19 protein-coding genes are annotated in these 17,113 nt (G+C 60.4%); 5 read left to right on the plus strand and 14 right to left on the minus strand.

Annotation, left to right across the window (positions count from 1 at the left end; all coding sequences use genetic code 11):
• Positions 1–15: 15 nt before the first annotated feature.
• From glk to thrS, 3 genes are all read right to left on the minus strand, one after another.
• Positions 16–1,083 carry a glucokinase gene (gene glk, locus RS9916_RS02000; RefSeq protein WP_007097508.1) on the minus strand — a complete coding sequence of 356 codons (1,068 nt, stop codon included), beginning with the start codon at positions 1,081–1,083 and terminating at the stop codon, positions 16–18.
• Between the two features lie 70 nt (positions 1,084–1,153).
• Positions 1,154–1,549 carry a DUF1824 family protein gene (locus tag RS9916_RS02005; RefSeq protein WP_007097509.1) on the minus strand — a complete coding sequence of 132 codons (396 nt, stop codon included), beginning with the start codon at positions 1,547–1,549 and terminating at the stop codon, positions 1,154–1,156.
• Positions 1,546–3,375: a threonine--tRNA ligase gene (gene thrS / locus RS9916_RS02010; protein ID WP_007097510.1), complete on the minus strand. Its 1,830-nt coding sequence runs from the start codon at positions 3,373–3,375 to the stop codon at positions 1,546–1,548. Before thrS ends, RS9916_RS02005 begins: the two co-directional genes overlap by 4 nt.
• A gap of 24 nt (positions 3,376–3,399) precedes the next feature.
• Between thrS and RS9916_RS02015 the strand changes: the two genes are divergently transcribed.
• A complete protein-coding gene (locus RS9916_RS02015) occupies positions 3,400–3,741 on the plus strand; it encodes a DUF2605 family protein (RefSeq protein WP_007097511.1) in 342 nt (113 codons plus the stop codon).
• Between the two features lie 12 nt (positions 3,742–3,753).
• Here the strand turns inward: RS9916_RS02015 and RS9916_RS02020 are convergent, their stop codons facing one another.
• The 4 genes from RS9916_RS02020 to RS9916_RS02035 form a co-directional block, all read right to left on the minus strand.
• Positions 3,754–4,428, minus strand: coding sequence for a glycoside hydrolase family 104 protein (locus tag RS9916_RS02020; RefSeq protein WP_007097512.1), 675 nt, complete (start codon positions 4,426–4,428; stop codon positions 3,754–3,756).
• A 305-nt stretch (positions 4,429–4,733) separates the two neighbouring features.
• Positions 4,734–5,747, minus strand: coding sequence for a tryptophan--tRNA ligase (gene trpS, locus RS9916_RS02025; protein ID WP_007097513.1), 1,014 nt, complete (start codon positions 5,745–5,747; stop codon positions 4,734–4,736).
• Positions 5,748–5,751: 4 nt separating this feature from the next.
• Positions 5,752–6,246, minus strand: a complete 495-nt coding sequence (locus RS9916_RS02030; protein WP_007097514.1) for a hypothetical protein — start codon at positions 6,244–6,246, stop codon at positions 5,752–5,754.
• A gap of 87 nt (positions 6,247–6,333) precedes the next feature.
• A complete protein-coding gene (locus tag RS9916_RS02035; protein WP_038023065.1) occupies positions 6,334–7,254 on the minus strand; it encodes a cation diffusion facilitator family transporter in 921 nt (306 codons plus the stop codon).
• 151 nt (positions 7,255–7,405) lie between these two features.
• On the opposite strand from RS9916_RS02035, the gene RS9916_RS02040 reads away from it, so the two are divergent.
• Both RS9916_RS02040 and psbA read left to right on the plus strand, forming a co-directional pair.
• Complete coding sequence (locus RS9916_RS02040) at positions 7,406–8,755, plus strand: YcjF family protein (protein WP_007097516.1); 1,350 nt, start codon at positions 7,406–7,408, stop codon at positions 8,753–8,755.
• 165 nt (positions 8,756–8,920) lie between these two features.
• The gene (gene psbA / locus RS9916_RS02045; protein ID WP_007097517.1) at positions 8,921–9,997 is read left to right on the plus strand and encodes a photosystem II q(b) protein; all 1,077 of its coding nucleotides are present in this window, start codon (positions 8,921–8,923) and stop codon (positions 9,995–9,997) included.
• A gap of 178 nt (positions 9,998–10,175) precedes the next feature.
• On the opposite strand, the gene gap is transcribed toward psbA, so the two are convergent.
• A complete protein-coding gene (gene gap / locus RS9916_RS02050; RefSeq protein ID WP_007097518.1) occupies positions 10,176–11,180 on the minus strand; it encodes a type I glyceraldehyde-3-phosphate dehydrogenase in 1,005 nt (334 codons plus the stop codon).
• Positions 11,181–11,322: 142 nt separating this feature from the next.
• On the opposite strand from gap, the gene RS9916_RS02055 reads away from it, so the two are divergent.
• Positions 11,323–11,757, plus strand: a complete 435-nt coding sequence (locus RS9916_RS02055) for an HIT family protein (RefSeq protein ID WP_232199499.1) — start codon at positions 11,323–11,325, stop codon at positions 11,755–11,757.
• A 17-nt stretch (positions 11,758–11,774) separates the two neighbouring features.
• Here the strand turns inward: RS9916_RS02055 and katG are convergent, their stop codons facing one another.
• From katG to RS9916_RS02070, 3 genes are all read right to left on the minus strand, one after another.
• Complete coding sequence (gene katG / locus RS9916_RS02060; RefSeq protein ID WP_038023067.1) at positions 11,775–13,967, minus strand: catalase/peroxidase HPI; 2,193 nt, start codon at positions 13,965–13,967, stop codon at positions 11,775–11,777.
• A 275-nt stretch (positions 13,968–14,242) separates the two neighbouring features.
• The gene (locus tag RS9916_RS02065; RefSeq protein WP_007097522.1) at positions 14,243–15,058 is read right to left on the minus strand and encodes a PfkB family carbohydrate kinase; all 816 of its coding nucleotides are present in this window, start codon (positions 15,056–15,058) and stop codon (positions 14,243–14,245) included.
• The gene (locus RS9916_RS02070) at positions 15,055–15,450 is read right to left on the minus strand and encodes a hypothetical protein (RefSeq protein WP_232199500.1); all 396 of its coding nucleotides are present in this window, start codon (positions 15,448–15,450) and stop codon (positions 15,055–15,057) included. Before RS9916_RS02070 ends, RS9916_RS02065 begins: the two co-directional genes overlap by 4 nt.
• Here RS9916_RS02070 and RS9916_RS15050 point away from each other — a divergent pair.
• Positions 15,440–15,655 carry a hypothetical protein gene (locus RS9916_RS15050; RefSeq protein ID WP_232199501.1) on the plus strand — a complete coding sequence of 72 codons (216 nt, stop codon included), beginning with the start codon at positions 15,440–15,442 and terminating at the stop codon, positions 15,653–15,655. The two genes, RS9916_RS02070 and RS9916_RS15050, sit on opposite strands and share 11 nt — an antisense overlap.
• Here RS9916_RS15050 and RS9916_RS02075 read toward each other — a convergent pair.
• The 3 genes from RS9916_RS02075 to thiD all read right to left on the minus strand — a co-directional run bounded on the left by RS9916_RS02075 (position 15,652) and on the right by thiD (position 17,105).
• Entirely contained in the window at positions 15,652–15,921 is a 270-nt protein-coding gene (locus tag RS9916_RS02075; protein WP_038023072.1) for a hypothetical protein, read from the minus strand. The genes RS9916_RS15050 and RS9916_RS02075 overlap by 4 nt on opposite strands.
• A 67-nt stretch (positions 15,922–15,988) precedes the next feature.
• Entirely contained in the window at positions 15,989–16,225 is a 237-nt protein-coding gene (locus RS9916_RS02080; RefSeq protein WP_007097526.1) for a chlorophyll a/b-binding protein, read from the minus strand.
• A 70-nt stretch (positions 16,226–16,295) separates the two neighbouring features.
• A complete protein-coding gene (gene thiD, locus RS9916_RS02085; RefSeq protein WP_038024034.1) occupies positions 16,296–17,105 on the minus strand; it encodes a bifunctional hydroxymethylpyrimidine kinase/phosphomethylpyrimidine kinase in 810 nt (269 codons plus the stop codon).
• Positions 17,106–17,113: the final 8 nt, after the last annotated feature.

A 17,113-nucleotide genomic window follows, 5' to 3' on the forward strand; every position in this document is an offset into this window, starting at 1 on the left:
CTGTCGGAACAGTTTTCAGGTCGCCGTCATCCCGGCTGCCAGGTCACGGGCGCGGCAGGCCGCGCTGAATAATCCGGCATTGGGATCAATCACCGCCTGCACAGTGATGCTTTCAATCAGGGGGCGGAAGCGGCCTTTGCGTCGCATCGGCTCCAGGAATGAGGCTGATTGCAGGCCCTTGAGTTGTTTGGCGGCCGTGCCGCCGCCAATCCAAAGCCCCCCCGTGCAGAGCTCCTGGAGCGCCAGATCTCCGGCCGTTGAGCCGTAGGCACCGAGCCAGAGGTCAAGGGCGCTGCGGGCCAGGGCATCCCCTCGCTGGGCTGCTTGTCCGACGAGAGCCGGCAGATCCTGATAGTCGTCGTCATCGACCGCGCGGGTCCGCCAGGCTTCCGCCGCGCGCAGCAAGGGGTGCCCAGCACCGTCACTTCGCTGCAGCCGCCAGCGCATCACATGCCCGAGGCCTGTGCCGCTGACAATCCGTTCAATCGACAGGCGATCCAGGTCGAGGTCGGCTTTGAGCCAGCTGGCGAGATGCCACTCGTCGTCGGTGCGTGGTGCAAATTCGCGATGGCCTCCTTCGCTGGCAAGAGCGATCCAGCCATTGGCATCGGAGATCCCGCGCGCCATGCCAAGGCCTGTGCCGGCACCAAGAATCGCCACGGGTCCCCTGCTGCCTTCAGGACCGGGGTTGTTTGTTTTGGCTGCTTGCAGCGTGACTTGCTGCTCTTGATCGAAATGGGGCAGCCCATGGATCAGCACGGCGAAATCGTTGACCAGTTCGAGTCGAGCCAGCCCCGTGGCGGCCACGAGAGCTGTTTCGCTCAGCATCCAGGGCAAGTTGGTGAGCTTGGCGCTGCCATCGCTCACGGGGCCAGCGACGGCAATGCAGCTGGTGACAGGCTGCGGATGCTCGGTGGGCACGTCCTTGAGGAACTGCTGGAGCATGTCTTCCAGGCATTGCCACTCGCCTGAGAGGTAACGCTGGCTGAAGAGAGGCTGGAGCTGGCCGTTCTCTGCGCCGTAGACCGAGAGCAGGGTCTTGGTGCCGCCCAAGTCCCCAGCCAGATAGGTGTTCTCAGCCATCCCCTGGTCTGTTGCTGATCACCTTCAGGCTGCTTGCCACCCCTGGAAACGGCAAGCAATCAGCGTGTCTTCAAGCGAAAAAATCGAGAGGGAGAGGGCCCCAGGTGGTGCCTGGTTGATCCGGTGCGTTGCTGTGGCCGCTGATCAGGATTCCTTCACCAAGCCCGTGTTCAATCCGAATGCGGATGGCACCACTGGATTGGTTCGCCTTGAGAAAGACCGGACCAGTTTCGGAGGTCGTTTCTTCCAAGGTCATTGCCTCCCATTGAAGAGACCGTTCAAGGGCTCGCAGTGCTTCCAGCGCCTCATCACTGGAGGGCGCCATCACGCCAACCGTGAACCAGGCGAAAGATCCCATCGCAGTCACCAGTTCTTCAGCGAGGACTCGGCGCTGATCGGTCGTCAGGGTTGGTGCGGTGCGCAGCTGGCCGAAATCGGCCAGGGTTTGGACGTTGAGGTCGCTCATAAGGAAAGTCCAGAACTGCGGTTCTGATTGGCTTGGCGTGCCGCCTCGATCAGAGCGTCCGCCCCAACCAGGCCGAGATCGCCATCGCGACGGCTCCGAAGACTTGCTGAGGCCTGTTCAGCCTCTTTGGCACCGATCACCGCCAAAACAGGAATTTTCATTTTCTCGCCGGTGCGAATCAATTTGCCCAGGCGTTCACCGCTGCGATCGACCGAAGCGCGAACACCGGCGGCCTTGAGTTGGTCACAGAGGGACTCGGCATAGCTCTGCACCTCGTCCGTGACCGGCAGTAAACGGATCTGCTCGGGAGCCAACCAGAAGGGGAAGTCGCCGGCGTAGTTCTCGGTCATGATCCCGAAGAAACGTTCCAGCGAGCCAAAAATGGCGCGGTGGATCATGATCGGCCGCTGTTTGCTGCTGTCGGCAGCGACGTAGTCAAGTTTGAAACGCTCGGGCAGGTTGAAGTCGAGCTGGATGGTGGAGCACTGCCACATCCGACCAATGGCGTCTTCGATCTTCAGGTCGATCTTGGGGCCATAGAAGGCGCCGCCTCCTTCATCCACCTTGTAATCCCAGCCTTTGCGCTCAAGAGCTTCGATCAGCCCTTTGGTGGCCAAGTCCCAGACGGCGTCGTCGCCGATGGATTTCTCCGGGCGGGTGGAGAGGTTGATTTCGTAGTTCTTGAAATCAAAGGTGGAGAGAATTCGCTCGGTGAGATCAAGGATGCGCAAGATCTCATCACTGATCTGCTCAGGCAGACAGAACACATGCGCGTCGTCTTGGGTGAAGCCCCGCACGCGCATCAGCCCGTGCATCACCCCGGGACGCTCGTAGCGATAGACGGTGCCCAGCTCGGCCCAGCGAATCGGTAATTCCCGGTAGCTGCGCAGCGTGCTCGCGTAGGTGAGCACGTGGAACGGACAGTTCATCGGTTTGAGCTGGTATTCCCGCTCATCCACCACCATCGGGCCAAACATGCTCTCGCTGTAGAAGTCGAGGTGGCCTGAGGTTTTCCAGAGGCTGATATCAGCCACATGGGGGGTGTAGAGCAGCTCATAGCCCCCTTCGAAGTGGGCCTGACGCCAGAAGTCTTCGATCAGAAGACGCATGCGGGCGCCGCGGGGATGCCAGAAGACCAGACCTGCACCCGCCTCGTCTTCGATCGAGAACAGATCGAGGTCAGTGCCGATCCGGCGATGGTCTCGGCGCAGGGCCTCTTCCTTGCGGCGCTTGTGTTCTGCCAGCTGCTCAGGGGTCTCCCAGGCCGTGCCGTAGATGCGTTGAAGCTGGGCGTTGTTCTCATCCCCACGCCAATAGGCGCCTGCGACGCTCTCCAGTTCAAAGGCCTTGGCATTTAGCTCGCTGGTGTTGGCCACATGGGGGCCAGCGCAGAGGTCCCACCACTCCTCTCCCAGGGTGTAAAGGGTGATGGGTTCCTGGATTCCCGAGAGGATCTCGAGTTTGTAGGGCTCGTTTTGGGCCTTGATCTTGGCTTCTGCTTCGGCCCGGCTGACCTCAACCCGTTCCAGAGGCAGCTTGCGGTTGATGATCTTGATCATCTCCTTGCGGATGGCCTTGAGGTCAGCCTCAGTGAAGGGATCCGGGCTGTCGAAGTCGTAATAGAAGCCGCTTTCCGTCCAGGGGCCGATCGTGACCTGCGCCTTCGGAAACAGCTTCTGAACGGCCATGGCCATTACATGGCTCATGGAGTGACGGATCCGCAGCAGGGTGTCGCTTTCGCTGGTTTTGGGCAGCACCACCGTTTCAGTCGGGGCGGGGGCGGTCACTGCAGCGCTGCTCACCGGTTCAAGCACGTCAACCGCCATCCTATGGGCGTGTCCTGCACCCCTATGGAATCGACCCCTTCCCGCGACGACGATCGCCACCGGGATGCCGAGGCCGATGCTCTGTTGGAAACTCTGCTCGACTCGCTCCTCAACGATTTCGCCCACTGGTTCAATCGTGGAGAGGAGTTGTTGGCGGTTTGTCCTGATCAAGTGATGGCAGCTGATCAGCGCCAGGCCATGGCCGTGCGTCTGGAAGAAGGGCGTAAGGCCATTGCTGCAACCCGCGCCTTGATTGATGCCTCACCACAGGCCATGGCTGTGTCGATGGAAGCCATGGGGCCGTGGCACCAGCTGGTCACCGAGGTGTGGGCTTTGGCCGCCAGGGTTTCACAGGCGGCCCGCTGAACGGAGTGAGAGTCAGGCGCCGTGCCGAATCTGGCGCAGGTTCTCCGAATAGAACTTCGCCAGTTCTGAGTGGGTCTTCACGGGCTGGCCGTAGGCACTGAATCCACCATGGGTGGGAAACGAAGCCCACTCCGGAGCCAGTTTGTGCATCGCCACTTTGGTCAATCCGTTGCGATCCACTTCTGTGAGAGCGCCACGGCGCTCCACCAGACGCAGGGCTGCCTGGTCTTGATGGTTGGGTTCAAAACTGTTGAGCTTCAGTTCACGGGCGACTTGTTCCCAGGTGCCGGGAAGGAACTGGTAGGCGCCCGCTGCCGCACTGGCGTAACGCCTCACCACCACGCGATCGGGATGCCGTGACAGATCGGAGAACTGGCCTCCGCCGTAGAGGGTCTTGTAGCCGAGGTCTTTGCCGTCCTTCCAGGTGCCTTCCGCGTAGCGAATGGTGTTGAGCAGGGCTCTCCGCTCGGGAGTGATCTGGTAGTGCCCACCGCTGAGCTCCACCTGGACGCTCCGATCTCCTGCCTTCAAGTGGGTGTTGACCACATCGCTCTGCTCGAGTCGTTCCGCGGATCGCTCAGCATTCAGGGCTTGTCCGGTGAGAAGGGCTGCACCAATCACACCAGCGATGGGAAGCACGCTCAGACGGGCAGGCGTCTTGAGCGAACGCTCGAGAACGCTGGACATCCACTGTTTCGGAGCGACAGGCATGCAGTCCGGTCAAAGGGTCCATCACCTTGACGAGAGGAGAGGTCCCTACGCGAGGCCCTTCTGACCACCCTTGACGCGGGCATGGTGATGTGTTCTCGACAAAACGCGTGACCGTTAAACGCGTTTGAGACCAGTGAGACCCATGGGTGCCACTGTTTTTGTTGGCCCAGAGTGCGGTTGACGGGAAAGGTTCCTCAGGAACTTTTAATGATTAGCGCAGCTTTTGTGAAGGTTGGTCACCGATTAGCCCCGCCCGGGTCGATCCAGAGCCCCCTCCCTGTTCAAAGGGTTTGCAGGAAGCCCAGGCTTGTGCGCACGCGGTCAACCGTGGCCTCCGCCACCGCATTGGCTCGGTCGCGACCTTCACGCAGCACGCGGTCGAGTTCACCGCGATCCGCCATCAGCTCGTTGTAGCGGGCCTGGATGGGCTCCAGTGCTGCAACTGCGCTTTCAGCGAGGAGCGGTTTGAACTTGCCCCAGCCCATGTCGGCACACTCTTCTGCTGCTGCCTCACGGCCTTTGCCGGTGAGGATGGCGTAGAGGCCGAGCAGGTTGTCGGTTTCCGGCCGGTCGGGATTTCCAAATTCCAAGCCCATCTGAGGGTCGGTTTTGGCCCGTTTGATCTTCTTGGTGATCAGATCGGGTGGATCCAGCAGGGTGATGCGGCTTCCTTCGTTCGGATCGCTTTTACTCATTTTGCTGCGCCCATCCGTGAGGCTCATCACCCGAGCTCCCTCTTTGAGGATCAGGGGCTTGGGCACCTTGAGCACAGGGGCATCGTCGTTGCCAAAGCGGGCATTGATGCGCTGCTGAGCAATGTCGCGGGCCAATTCCAGGTGTTGTTTCTGGTCTTCGCCCACTGGCACCAGGTCGGCGTCATAGAGAAGGATGTCGGCCGCCATCAGCACGGGGTAATCCAACAGCCCAACGGACACGTTGTCACCATGCTTGACCGCCTTCTCCTTGAACTGGATCATTCGCTCCAGCCAGTTGAGCGGGGTGACACAGTTCAGGAGCCAGCAGAGCTCGGCATGGGCCGGCACATGGCTCTGCACAAACACCGTGCTTTTCTCAGGATCAATCCCGCAGGCCAGATAAAGGGCCGCTGTGCTGAGGGTGTCCTCTGCCAGGCGGCTCGGGTCATGGGGAACGGTGATCGCGTGCAAATCCACGACACAGAAGAAGGTGTCGTGGGAGTGCTGGAGGTCCACCCAGTTGCGGATGGCACCCAGCCAGTTGCCCAGATGGAGGGCCCCGGTGGGCTGGACGCCTGAAAGAACCCGCGACTGGGCCATGAATTCAGTCCTGAGCTTCGGTGGTTTCTGCAGCGGCGTCGGCCACAGCGTCTGTGGGCGCTTCAACGTCCGCTGCGGCGACCTCCTCGGTGGCCTCCACAGGAGCGGCCTGAGGTTTGGCCGGACGGGCGAAGGGGTCGGGGCGATTGCCGCGACCACCGCCGTCACCACGGCCGCCGGACCGACCGCCTTCGCTGCGGCGTCCGCCCCCACGGGGAGCCTGAGACTTCTGCTGCTCGATCAGTGCATCCAGCTGACCGTCTTCAAGCATTTGCCCGAGGCTGCGGACAGCGAAGCCGAGCACCGCAACGGTGGAACGCAGGTTGAAGGCTTCCTGCAGGGCGCGCACCGAGCGCATTTCGTTGTCGCTGAGACGAATGCGGAATCCGCCACCCTCACGGTTGCCCGGGCCGCGCCGACGGCCGCCATCACGGCCACCCTCCCGTCCGCCATCACCCTGTCCCCCGAATTTCTGGGGATCTCCGTAGGAATCAGTCATGGCCCGGGGCCTGCAGTCAGGCGCAAGTGTGACGCATCACAGGGGGGAAGACGGGTCAGGGTGGCGCCGCCCTGACGACCGGCCCAATCAGCCGTGCGTGCCCCGAAATGTGATGGCTTGCTCCGCGTAGTCCTTGGGCTCGAGGTGGATGGTGCAGCGCACAGGCCCAAAGCGTTGTTCCAGTCGATCTTCCACGCGTTCGGTGATCGTGTGGGCCGTTGGCAGGTCATCGGTATCCACCACCATGTGCATGTCGATGAACACGCGCTGACCCAGCACGCCGCGGCTGGCGATGTCATGGCAGTTCAACACTCCGGGCACTCCCATGGCCTGCTCATGAATCGCCTCGGGAGCAATGGCGATGTGATCGACCAGCCAAGGCAGGTTGGTGCGCACCACGTCCCAGCACACGCGGATCAACAGCACTGCCAGAGGGGCTGCAAGCACCACATCAAGCCAGTTGATGCGAAACCACCAGGCAGCAGTCAGGCCTAACAGCACAATTACCGTGGTCCAGATGTCGCTGGTGGTGTGACGGGCATCGGCCATCAGAAGCTGGCTCTTCAAACGCTTGCCTTCGCGTCGCTCGTAGAGCGCAAGGACGAGGTTGAAGCCAAGCACCACCAGCAACAGCAGCAATTCCTGACCGTTAATGCGCAGAGGGGGGATGCCTTCCAGCCACCGCTCGCCGGCCTTGATCAGGATTTCAATCGCGGTGAACAGAATGAAGCCGGCAATGGCTAGGGCGCCAATTCCTTCGTATTTGTCGTGTCCGTAGGGGTGGTCGCGATCGGGCCGAGGATCGGAGAGTCCGTTGGTAATCAGCCCCATCAGGCTGGACAAGGCATCGGTGGCGCTGTGCATCGCATCAGCAATAACGGCGAGCGAACCGCTCAGCAGGCCAATCAGCAGTTTCAGACCGGTCATGGTCAGATTGATCACCAGGGCGGTGACCAAAACTCTCTGCACCTCCCGGCGGCGATCGGTTGCGGCGCGGTCGCTGGCCATGCGGCACTGCACTGACACCGACACGTTATGGAGGGATTCGCGATCCGTCTTGTGGACGGGGGCGGATTGCACTTTGCCTTGCGGCTTTGAACATTCCTGGTCCCCTCTCGCAGAGTGAGCTAGGAAGGCCCGTAATTCCTGACTGATCCGCATGCTTCCGGTGCCGTCACTCGGCTCCCTGATTGAGCAGCCGAAGGTGCTGCGTACGGTTGCGATTGCCGGAGCTGGCCTTGTGGTGACCCAGTGGGCACTGGCCGACCTATTGCATGTGCCAGGTGGTGGTTTTGGGCTCATCGCCCTCGGCGGCGGCTTGTGGTGGTTGAGCCGTCCTTCCAGCTCTCCTCGTTTCAAAAGTCCATCAACGGTGCAGGGCTGGGTGAAGCGTTGTAACGCCGTGTTGGATCAGTTCGATGATCTGGAGGCGCAGGCCGGCACGCCCGCCACCCGCCTGCAGCGCCAGCAGGCTCTCGATCGTCTGATCGATCGCCGCGAACCCCTGAGTCTTGGTGTGGTGGGGTCTGAGGGGGTGAACCTCCCCGCATCAGACCTTCTTCAACAGGCCCTGAGCGGTCACCATGCCCTCAGCCTCTGCGTTGGTCACACGCTGCCCAGCGTCAGTGATACCTGGGCCTGGCCCGATGCGCTTCAGGAGCAGGACGCCCTTCTCTTTGTCTTGCCGTTGCCGCTGCGCGCCTCGGACCTGCTGCGTCTGCAGCAGGTCCCCGAACGTCAGCCCGCTTGGCTGGTGGTGAATCAGGACCAGCTTTCAGGTGACTGGGACGATGCCCATCAGGCCTTGATGACGCAATTGCCCGAGCGCTGGCATCAGCGGCTTCTGATCTGGGATGGCAGCCACGATCAGCTCAGGCCTGCTTTGGCTCCGATTCGTCAGCTGTTTCTGCAGCCACAGCAGGGGCGTGATCAGACCCAGCAACGCTTGATCGAGGCCCTTCATCGTCAATGGCAGGCCGAGCTGGAGTGCTTGCGTCGCGATCGTTTCCGAGACCTGCTGCAGCGCAGTCAATGGATTGTTGCTGGGGCGGTCGTGGCTTCACCGTTGCCCAGTACTGACCTCCTGGCTGTGGCCGTGGGTAATGGCTTGATGCTCAAAGAAATGGGTGTGATCTGGGGCTGTCGTTGGACCCCAGATGTGCTGCAAGTGGCGGCAAAACATCTGGCCGGGGCTGCTCTGGCCCAAGGCGTTGTGGAATGGAGTGGTCAGGCTCTACTCGGTTTGGCCAAGCTCGACGGCAGCGCTTGGTTAGCGGCAGGAGCGATGCAGGCCCTCAGTGCTGCCTATCTCACCCGGGTGGTGGGCGCTTCGATGGCGGATTGGCTGGCCTTGAACGCGGGTGTGGCGCAGCCGGATTTGGAGTTGCTCAAACAGCAAGCGCCTTTATTCGTTGCCAAAGCTGCAGAACGCGAGCGTCTGGATTGGCAGGGATTTCTTCAGCAGGCTGGGCGCTGGGCCCAGGAGCAGAGCATCCCCAAACCCGCCTGATTTACGTAACTTCATGAACTCTTGATGAAGCGCTTCATGAAGTCAATTTGCGGGATGACTCGAACTTTTTAATTTCCGGGAAAAGGAAAGTTCTTTCCATAGTCTTGAGTCCTGTCTTGATGTCTTTCGGGGCATGCAGGGCGGATTCCGTACTCCTTTTTTGTCATGGCTACTGCCATTCGCAGCGGTCGCTCCAGTAACTGGGACAACTTCTGTCAGTGGGTCACCAACACCAACAACCGCATTTATGTGGGTTGGTTTGGCGTCCTGATGATTCCCTGTCTGCTGGCCGCCACCATTTGCTTCATCGTTGCCTTTATCGCTGCTCCTGCAGTTGATATCGACGGCATCCGTGAGCCCGTCGCCGGCTCCCTGATCTACGGCAACAACATCATCTCTGGTGCTGTTGTTCCTTCTTCCAACGCCATCGGCCTGCACTTCTATCCCATCTGGGAAGCGGCCACCCTGGATGAATGGCTGTACAACGGCGGTCCTTACCAGCTGGTTGTCTTCCACTTCCTGATTGGTATCTCTGCCTACATGGGGCGTCAGTGGGAACTCTCCTACCGCCTCGGCATGCGTCCTTGGATCTGCGTTGCTTACAGCGCCCCGCTGTCTGCAGCCTTTGCAGTGTTCCTGGTCTACCCCTTCGGTCAGGGTTCCTTCTCTGACGGCATGCCCCTGGGCATCTCTGGCACCTTCAACTTCATGCTGGTGTTCCAGGCCGAGCACAACATCCTGATGCACCCCTTCCACATGCTGGGTGTGGCTGGTGTTTTCGGCGGCAGCCTGTTCTCCGCCATGCACGGCTCCCTGGTGACCTCCTCCCTGGTGCGTGAAACCACCGAGAGCGAGTCCCAGAACTACGGCTACAAGTTCGGCCAAGAGGAAGAGACCTACAACATCGTGGCTGCCCACGGTTACTTCGGTCGCCTGATCTTCCAATACGCGTCCTTCAACAACAGCCGCAGCCTTCACTTCTTCCTGGCTGCCTGGCCTGTCGTTGGCATCTGGTTCACCTCCATGGGCATCAGCACCATGGCGTTCAACCTCAACGGTTTCAACTTCAACCAGTCCATCCTTGATGCTCAAGGCAAGGTGCTTCCCACCTGGGCTGATGTGCTGAACCGCGCCAACCTCGGCATGGAAGTGATGCACGAGCGCAACGCTCACAACTTCCCCCTCGACCTCGCTGCTGCTGAGTCCACTCCTGTGGCTCTGCAAGCTCCCGCCATCGGTTGATCGAGACAGCCTGAGGCTGAAGTCTCCAAAAGATTCAGCGTCAGTTGAATCGGAAAGCCCCCTCTCACGAGGGGGCTTTTTATTGCTCTTGTCAGATCATCTCAAGGAATGCAGGGCAAACAAAAACCCCCGCGATGGCAGGGGCGTTGCAATGCTGACGTTGGCATCGATCAAGTCATCAGCCTGTGTAAGCGGCCATGTGGCGGATCAAGTCAATGCATTTGCAGCTGTAGGCCCATTCGTTGTCGTACCAGGCCACCAATTTCATGAATTGGTCATTGAGTGCCATGCCTGCACCAGCGTCAAACACTGAGGTGCAGCTCTCACCGAGCAGGTCGTTCGACACGATCGGATCTTCGGTGTAACCAAGGATTCCTGAAAGGCCGTTTTGCGACGCCGCCTTCATGGCCTGTTTGATCTCGTCATAGCTCGCGGGCCGGGCCAGATTTACTGTCAGGTCCACCACTGACACGTCTGGGGTCGGCACGCGGAAGGCCATGCCGGTGAGCTTTCCATTTAGCTCGGGGATCACGCGACCCACGGCCTTGGCTGCACCCGTGGAGCTGGGGATGATGCTTTGCCCTGCGCCACGGCCGCCACGCCAGTCCTTCAAGGAGGGACTGTCGATGGGTTTTTGCGTTGCTGTGGTGGCATGCACCGTGGTCATCAAACCACTGACGATGCCGAAGTTGTCGTTGACCACCTTGGCCAGTGGGGCCAGGCAGTTGGTGGTGCAGCTTGCATTGGAAACAATGTCTTGGCCGGCATAGCTGGTGTGGTTCACCCCCATCACGAACATCGGCGTGTCGTCTTTGGAGGGCGCACTCATCACCACCCGTTTGGCACCGGCCTCCAGGTGGGCATGGGCTTTGTCTGCGGTGAGGAACAGGCCACTGCTCTCCAGCACATAGTCGACATCCACCTCATCCCAGTGCAGCTGATGGGGGTCACGCTCCGCTGTCACGCGAATGGGTTTGCCATTCACCATCAGGTGGCCATCCTCCACCTGGATGTCTCCTGGAAAGCGACGATGGGTTGAGTCGTAACGCAGGAGGTAGGCGAGGTAGTCGACCTGGATCAAATCATTGATGGCGACCACCTCCACATCGGGACTGCTCATGGCCTGGCGGAAGGCCAGTCGCCCAATCCGACCGAACCCGTTGATGCCGATGCGGATGGTCATGAACTGCAGGCAGTATCTATCTGTTCTTATAGAGCGAATACGGCCATGCATCTCTTCCCCTTACGGGGACGCAGATACAACTCCAGGCCTCCTTCACATGATGGCCAACGTCTCAATCGATCCCTCGTGCGCGATTTGTTCTTTGCACCAGAATCTCAGCCATCTTGCTGAACACGAGCTGTGGCGCAGTGAACGCTGGTTGCTCCGTCACCACCCCCAGCCCTCGCCTCTGATGGGTTGGTGTTTGCTTGATTCCCGGCGTCATCTCGGTGGCCCCATCGACTTCGCTCCTGCAGAAGCGAGGGAGTGGGGACTGATTGTTCAACAAGCTGCCCAGCTGGTGAAGGCGGTCAGCGACTGTGACCGGGTGTACGCGATTGCCTTTGGTGAAGGTGCACGTCATCTGCATCTCCACTTGATTCCCCGCCACGGGGACGATGACCGCAGTTCTGCATGGTCGGTGGCTGATCTTTATCGGCGAGTGGAGGCCGGTGCGGAGCCGGCTGCGAGTGCCGAGCGTGTGCAGCGCTTCATTGCTGAAGCGCGCGCCCACGCTCCTGCCTGTTTTGGGGCCTGAAGATTGCGTTTGAGCTGTCAGAGGAGATCGAAGCGGTCCAGCTCCATCACCTTCACCCATGCCTTGACGAAGTCGGTCACGAAGCGCTTCCCTCCATCCCGCTGGGCATAGACCTCGGCAATGGCCCTGAGCTGACTGTTGGAGCCGAACACAAGATCAGCACGACTCGCGCGCCAACGCAGGGCCCCGGTGTCGCGATCCCTTCCTTCGTAGTGGTTGTTGGTCTGATCTGTGGGTGCCCAGGTGGTGTCCATGTCCAGCAGGTTGACGACAAAGTCGGTGCTGAGCACGCCGATTCTGTGGGTGAAGACTCCTTCCAGGTTTCCGCCGCTATTGGCACCAAGCACCCGTAGCCCTGCCAGCAAAACGGTCATTTCCGGTGCACTCAGCGTCAGTTGTTGGGCTCTGTCGAGCAGCAGCTCTTCAGCGCGAATTGGCAACCCCTGTCGCTGCCAGTTGCGGAATCCATCCGCCATCGGCTTGAGCACATTGAACGACGCAGCATCGGTGTGCTCTTCCCCGGCATCCACTCGGCCGGCTTGGAATGGCACCTCAATGATGTGGCCAGCATCTCGGCTGGCTTGTTCCACGGCAGCATTGCCTCCCAGAACAATCAGATCAGCCAGCGAGATCTGGGCCCCGCTTGGGTTGCTGCGGTTGAAGCGCGACTGCAGGTCTTGAAGAGCACCCAGCACCCGATCGAGCTGAGCAGGGTCGTTGACCTCCCAGTTGTTTTGTGGCTGCAGCCGGATTCGCGCACCGTTGGCACCGCCGCGGCGGTCTGAATTGCGGAAAGTGGAGGCTGAGGCCCAGGCCGTGCTGACCAGTTCGCCAACACTAAGCCCGAGGCTGAGTAGGTCTTGTTTGAGTTCGTTCTGTTCGTCGCTGTTCACCAGAGGGTGATCGACGATGGGCAGGGGGTCCTGCCAAATCAATGTCTCGTTCGGGACGTCTGCGCCGAGATACAACGCCTTGGGCCCCAGGTCCCGGTGGGTGAGTTTGAACCAGGCGCGGGCGAAGCAGTCGGCGAATGCCTCCTGATCCTGGTGGAAGCGCCGGGCGACTGGCTCCATCAACGGGTCATGGCGCAGGGATAGATCGGCGGTGGTCATGATCGGAGCAGCGTTTTTGCCTGCCACATGGGCATCGGGAATCATGTGCTCAGGGCGCACATCCTTGGCGACCCATTGCCATGCACCAGCCGGGCTCTTGGTGAGCTCCCAGTCGTAGGTGAACATCATTTCGAAATAGCCCTGGTCCCAGCGGGTGGGATGGGGTTTCCAAGCTCCTTCGATGCCACTGGTGATGGTGTGTTCTGCCATCCCCGTTGCAAAACGGTTCGTCCAGCCCAGGCCCTGTTGTTCGAGAGCAGCGCCCTCAGGCTCGGCGTCGAGATGATCGGCGGATGCGGCGCCATGGCACTTACCGAAGGTGTGCCCTCCCGCCACGAGTGCCACCGTTTCTTCCACGGTCATCCCCATGCGAGCGAAGGTCTCGCGTACATCGCGCCCTGAGGCCACAGGGTCAGGATGACCTTCGGGTCCTTCGGGATTGACGTAAATCAGTCCCATCTCAACAGCGGCGAGAGGATTGTCGAGTTGCCCTTCGCTGTTATGGCGTTGATCGCTCAACCAGCTGGTTTCACTTCCCCAGAACACGTCCTGTTCAGGTGCCCAGGTATCCGTGCGACCTCCCGCAAAACCGAAGGTCTTCAACCCCATCGATTCCAGAGCCACGTTCCCCGTGAGGATGATCAGATCTGCCCAGGAGATGGCATTGCCGTAGCGCTGCTTGATCGGCCAAAGCAGCCGGCGGGCTTTGTCGAGATTGGTGTTGTCAGGCCAGCTGTTCAATGGCGCGAAGCGCTGGTTGCCGTGACCGGCACCCCCGCGTCCATCCGCACTGCGGTAGGTGCCGGCACTGTGCCAAGCCATCCGGATGAACAAAGCCCCGTAGTGCCCCCAGTCCGCAGGCCACCAGGGCTGGGAATCGGTCATCAAAGCGCGGAGATCTAGTTTCAGTGCCTCCAGGTCAAGCTGTGCAAAGGCCTCGCGATAGCTGAACTGCTCCCCCAGGGGGTTTGCCGCAGGGTGATGTTGGTGCAGGATCTCCAGCCTGAGTTGATTGGGCCACCATTGATGGAGCCCTGAATCCCGGGCTGGCGTGGTTGCACTGCCGTGGCCGCTGAATGGACACTTCAGGTCTGACATGGCGGGGAATTCGCTGCAGGTGGGAGTTGATGCCCCCATCGCAAACGCTATGAATACTGCGCCAGTCGCACCACCTTTGTTGTCGATAACGAAAGGTTGCCACTTGTGCCGTGGCCACCGGCTTCAGGCAGGCTGTGTGCGTTATCAGATTCGAACGTAATGCCCGTGCTGTTCGCCTCTCAGACGGCTCCTGGCGGCCCCGCTGTCATTCTTCCGGCTTTGTTGATTGCGGGCATCCTGATTGCCTTGTCTCAGGCTTTCGTCCCGAAAAACGATCAGTAAGGTCCGAACCGGGAGGCGCAGGCTGCCCCGCATGTGGCCCCCAGGTGTGTCGCCTGGGGTGGTGCCCATCCTGCAGCCAGTCCTGCCGTTACTCCTGCGGCAAAACTGTCCCCGCATCCATACGACTCCACCACGGGGCCAGGGGGAGCGGATGCTGAGTAGCGCCCTCCAGGGATCAAGAGTCCTCCCTGCGCACCTTCCGTCGCAATGGTGAGCGCAGGAGCGGGGGTCAGAGAACCTTGGGGGACTTGCTCACTGGGATCCAGCCCACTTCCGATCAGAGCATTGATCACGATTCCCGCCTCCTGCAACACCGGTAAGCGCAGCCGGGGGGTGGCTGTCAGAACCTTGGCTTTGCGTGCCAAGGTCAGACCGGTGGCGTCTGTGGCCGAGACGAACACCCCATCACAGTCGGCTAAGAGGTCCCAGGGCAGCGGATCTTGAGCCACGGGGGTGTGGCGTTCGCCAATCACGGTGATGGCACGGTCGCCTCCATCGTCGACGAGGCTGATCCCTCGCCGGCTGGGTCGATCGCGCCAGGCCACCAAGGGGTCAACCCCCAGGGATTGCAGTCTGGCCACACTTCGCTCGCCGATCGCATCCCGGCCTAGGGCCGTGAAAAAAGGAATGCGCTGGCCGGTCAGGCGCGCGAGCTGCACGGCTACGACGGCCCCGGCTCCTGCGGGTTCCTCTAGGTCACGCAGGGAGCGGCTGATTCGGCCTGGCTGCGGCAGCGCATCCACCTGCAGAAAGGTGACCCATTCCTGATGGCCAACAACGGCAAGATTCAGATGGGAGAGGTTGTTCAAGGAATGGGCAGCAGTGACTTCGCGGCATCACGAATTTGCACACTGATCTTGCCTCCTACCTGATTCACACCGACGGAGCCCGTGACCTCCAAGGGATTCTCCTCGCTTGTTGAGACGACCACAGGTTCACCGTTTTCGCCCTGCACCGACACAGGCGCCTGCACTTCTTCAACGCTCACATCGCCGGCAACCTCAACATCACCTTTGACGCCCACCGACCCTTGAACCGGAAGCGTTGCAGCGGCCTCAATCTGCAGACTTTCTGCGCCCTTGATCTTCAAGGGTTCACGCAAGGCATCGATCTGTAGGTTTCCCACCACCTGCACGGGCAACGGCTGATCCAGGGGCAGAGCAATGGGGATGGGTTGCTTGAGGATCTGTATGGCTGCCACTGCGATTGCCCAGGCCGCCAAGGCGATGGCCAAGGGCCAGCGAGAGGCCATGGCCAGTGAAAACCACAAGGGCGACGACGACGTGAATCCTGGCTTGGACTCAGGCATTGTCTCCACTGGCAATGGTGATGTTCCGGTTTTATCAGCTCCGGAGATTCATGGCAGTGGTTTGGTGCTGATCGTGATCAGCAGTTGGTCGTCTTAGAGCTCGTATTCCTCTTCGAAGTTTTTAAGCAAGTCTTTGTAAAGAGCCAGCGTGGCTTCGCTCTGTTCTGTAAATCCTTCGAGTTTGTAGAGCTCGCCCAGCTGTTTAGCGGCGAGGTGCACTTGCGCGAATGCCTCGGCGTATTCGTTTTGAATGTCTTCTTCGGTGATGTCACGGATCATCGCCGAAATGAATTCGACTTTTTTGATGGAGGCGGCAATGTCCGCTTCCATCTCCTTATTGAGCTTGCGCCGCTTGCGGACCATCCCTTCGTTGAGTGGGCCGCTCACCTTACGCTGGCCCCAGGGGGAGCTTGGGGCCAGCAGCCGTTTTTCAGAAGCAGAAGGGCAGCATCTTGGTGCTGCAGGCGACGTAGCCATCAACCAGTGGGCCGAGACCGATCTGATGGATGATCCCCTGTCCGGTGAGGGCTTCGGTGAGCACACCGATCACAAAGCCCAACATTGCGGCGCGCCCGTTGAAGCGTTCGACCTGGCTGAGCTGTTCTTGGTGGATTGAGCGAGCGGCACTGTCTTGGAACCACTTGTCATTCGCTTGCTGGTTGGCCATGAACCCTCCTTCGACTGTTGAAGATTGTAACGGATTGTTGACGCTTGTATCGAGGGCTTATGTGTTTCGGTTAGTTCCCTGAAGTACGCCAGTGGCAAATCGGTCCCTGGCCGTGGCCGATGGCCAAAGCTCTTTGCAGGCCTTGTTTGACGTAGGTCCTCCCTGTATCGATGGCGAGGTGGAGGCCCTGCTGCTTGGCAAGGCCGGCTGTGATCGCTGCCGAAAGGCTGCAGCCCGTTCCATGGCTGTGGGGCGTGTTGATCCACTCTCCTTCGAGCCAATGCGGCTCTCCGTCGAAGAACAGATCTCTGCCGCCCAGGTCTTGTTGGCCGCAGCGCTTGATCAGCACGGCTGCAGCGCCTTGGTTGTGGAGCTTGGTCGCGGCGCTGACGGCGCTTGCTTCATCGCAGATCTCTTCGCCGCTCAGCAGTTGGGCTTCGTGGCGGTTGGGTGTCAGCAGGGTGGCCATCGGCAGCAGCTCATGGCGAATGGTCACAACCGCGCTGGGCTCGAGCAGCACGGCTCCAGTGCGACTCACCATCACGGGGTCAACCACAAGGGGGATGGGCCAGTGGCGGAGTTCGTCTGCGGTTGCCTGAATTAACTCATCGTTCATCAGCATCCCCGTCTTCACGGCGCTGACGTTCAAATCCCCTTTCACCGCCTCGATCTGAGCCTTGAGTCCGGAGGCCGGCAAAGGGTCGACGCGTGAAACCCCGCACGTGTTCTGCGCTGTGATGCAGGTGATGGCGGTGCAGCCGTGCACTTCAAAAGCCATGAACGTGAGCAGGTCGGCTTGAATTCCTGCTCCGCCTCCGGAGTCACTGCCCCCGATGGTGAGGGCGATGGGTGGGGTGATGTGCTCAGGCTTGATCGTCATGGGGGGTG

It is taken from the genome of Synechococcus sp. RS9916 (genome assembly GCF_000153825.1).
In the GTDB taxonomy this organism is placed as follows: Bacteria; Cyanobacteriota; Cyanobacteriia; order PCC-6307; family Cyanobiaceae; genus Synechococcus_C.

Coding starts and splice junctions, on each gene's coding strand:
- RS9916_RS02015 (WP_007097511.1), top strand. CDS start 3,400: ATGGAATCGACCCCTTCCCGCGACGACGATCGCCACCGGGATGCCGAG.
- RS9916_RS02030 (WP_007097514.1), bottom strand. CDS start 6,246: ATGACTGATTCCTACGGAGATCCCCAGAAATTCGGGGGACAGGGTGAT.
- RS9916_RS02080 (WP_007097526.1), bottom strand. CDS start 16,225: ATGGCCAACCAGCAAGCGAATGACAAGTGGTTCCAAGACAGTGCCGCT.
- glk (WP_007097508.1), bottom strand. CDS start 1,083: ATGGCTGAGAACACCTATCTGGCTGGGGACTTGGGCGGCACCAAGACC.
- RS9916_RS02005 (WP_007097509.1), bottom strand. CDS start 1,549: ATGAGCGACCTCAACGTCCAAACCCTGGCCGATTTCGGCCAGCTGCGC.
- psbA (WP_007097517.1), top strand. CDS start 8,921: ATGGCTACTGCCATTCGCAGCGGTCGCTCCAGTAACTGGGACAACTTC.
- RS9916_RS02075 (WP_038023072.1), bottom strand. CDS start 15,921: ATGGTCCGCAAGCGGCGCAAGCTCAATAAGGAGATGGAAGCGGACATT.
- RS9916_RS02040 (WP_007097516.1), top strand. CDS start 7,406: ATGCTTCCGGTGCCGTCACTCGGCTCCCTGATTGAGCAGCCGAAGGTG.
- RS9916_RS02020 (WP_007097512.1), bottom strand. CDS start 4,428: ATGTCCAGCGTTCTCGAGCGTTCGCTCAAGACGCCTGCCCGTCTGAGC.
- RS9916_RS02035 (WP_038023065.1), bottom strand. CDS start 7,254: ATGGCCAGCGACCGCGCCGCAACCGATCGCCGCCGGGAGGTGCAGAGA.
- trpS (WP_007097513.1), bottom strand. CDS start 5,747: ATGGCCCAGTCGCGGGTTCTTTCAGGCGTCCAGCCCACCGGGGCCCTC.
- thiD (WP_038024034.1), bottom strand. CDS start 17,105: ATGACGATCAAGCCTGAGCACATCACCCCACCCATCGCCCTCACCATC.
- thrS (WP_007097510.1), bottom strand. CDS start 3,375: ATGGCGGTTGACGTGCTTGAACCGGTGAGCAGCGCTGCAGTGACCGCC.
- gap (WP_007097518.1), bottom strand. CDS start 11,180: ATGACCATCCGCATCGGCATCAACGGGTTCGGTCGGATTGGGCGACTG.
- RS9916_RS15050 (WP_232199501.1), top strand. CDS start 15,440: ATGGCTGCCACTGCGATTGCCCAGGCCGCCAAGGCGATGGCCAAGGGC.
- katG (WP_038023067.1), bottom strand. CDS start 13,967: ATGTCAGACCTGAAGTGTCCATTCAGCGGCCACGGCAGTGCAACCACG.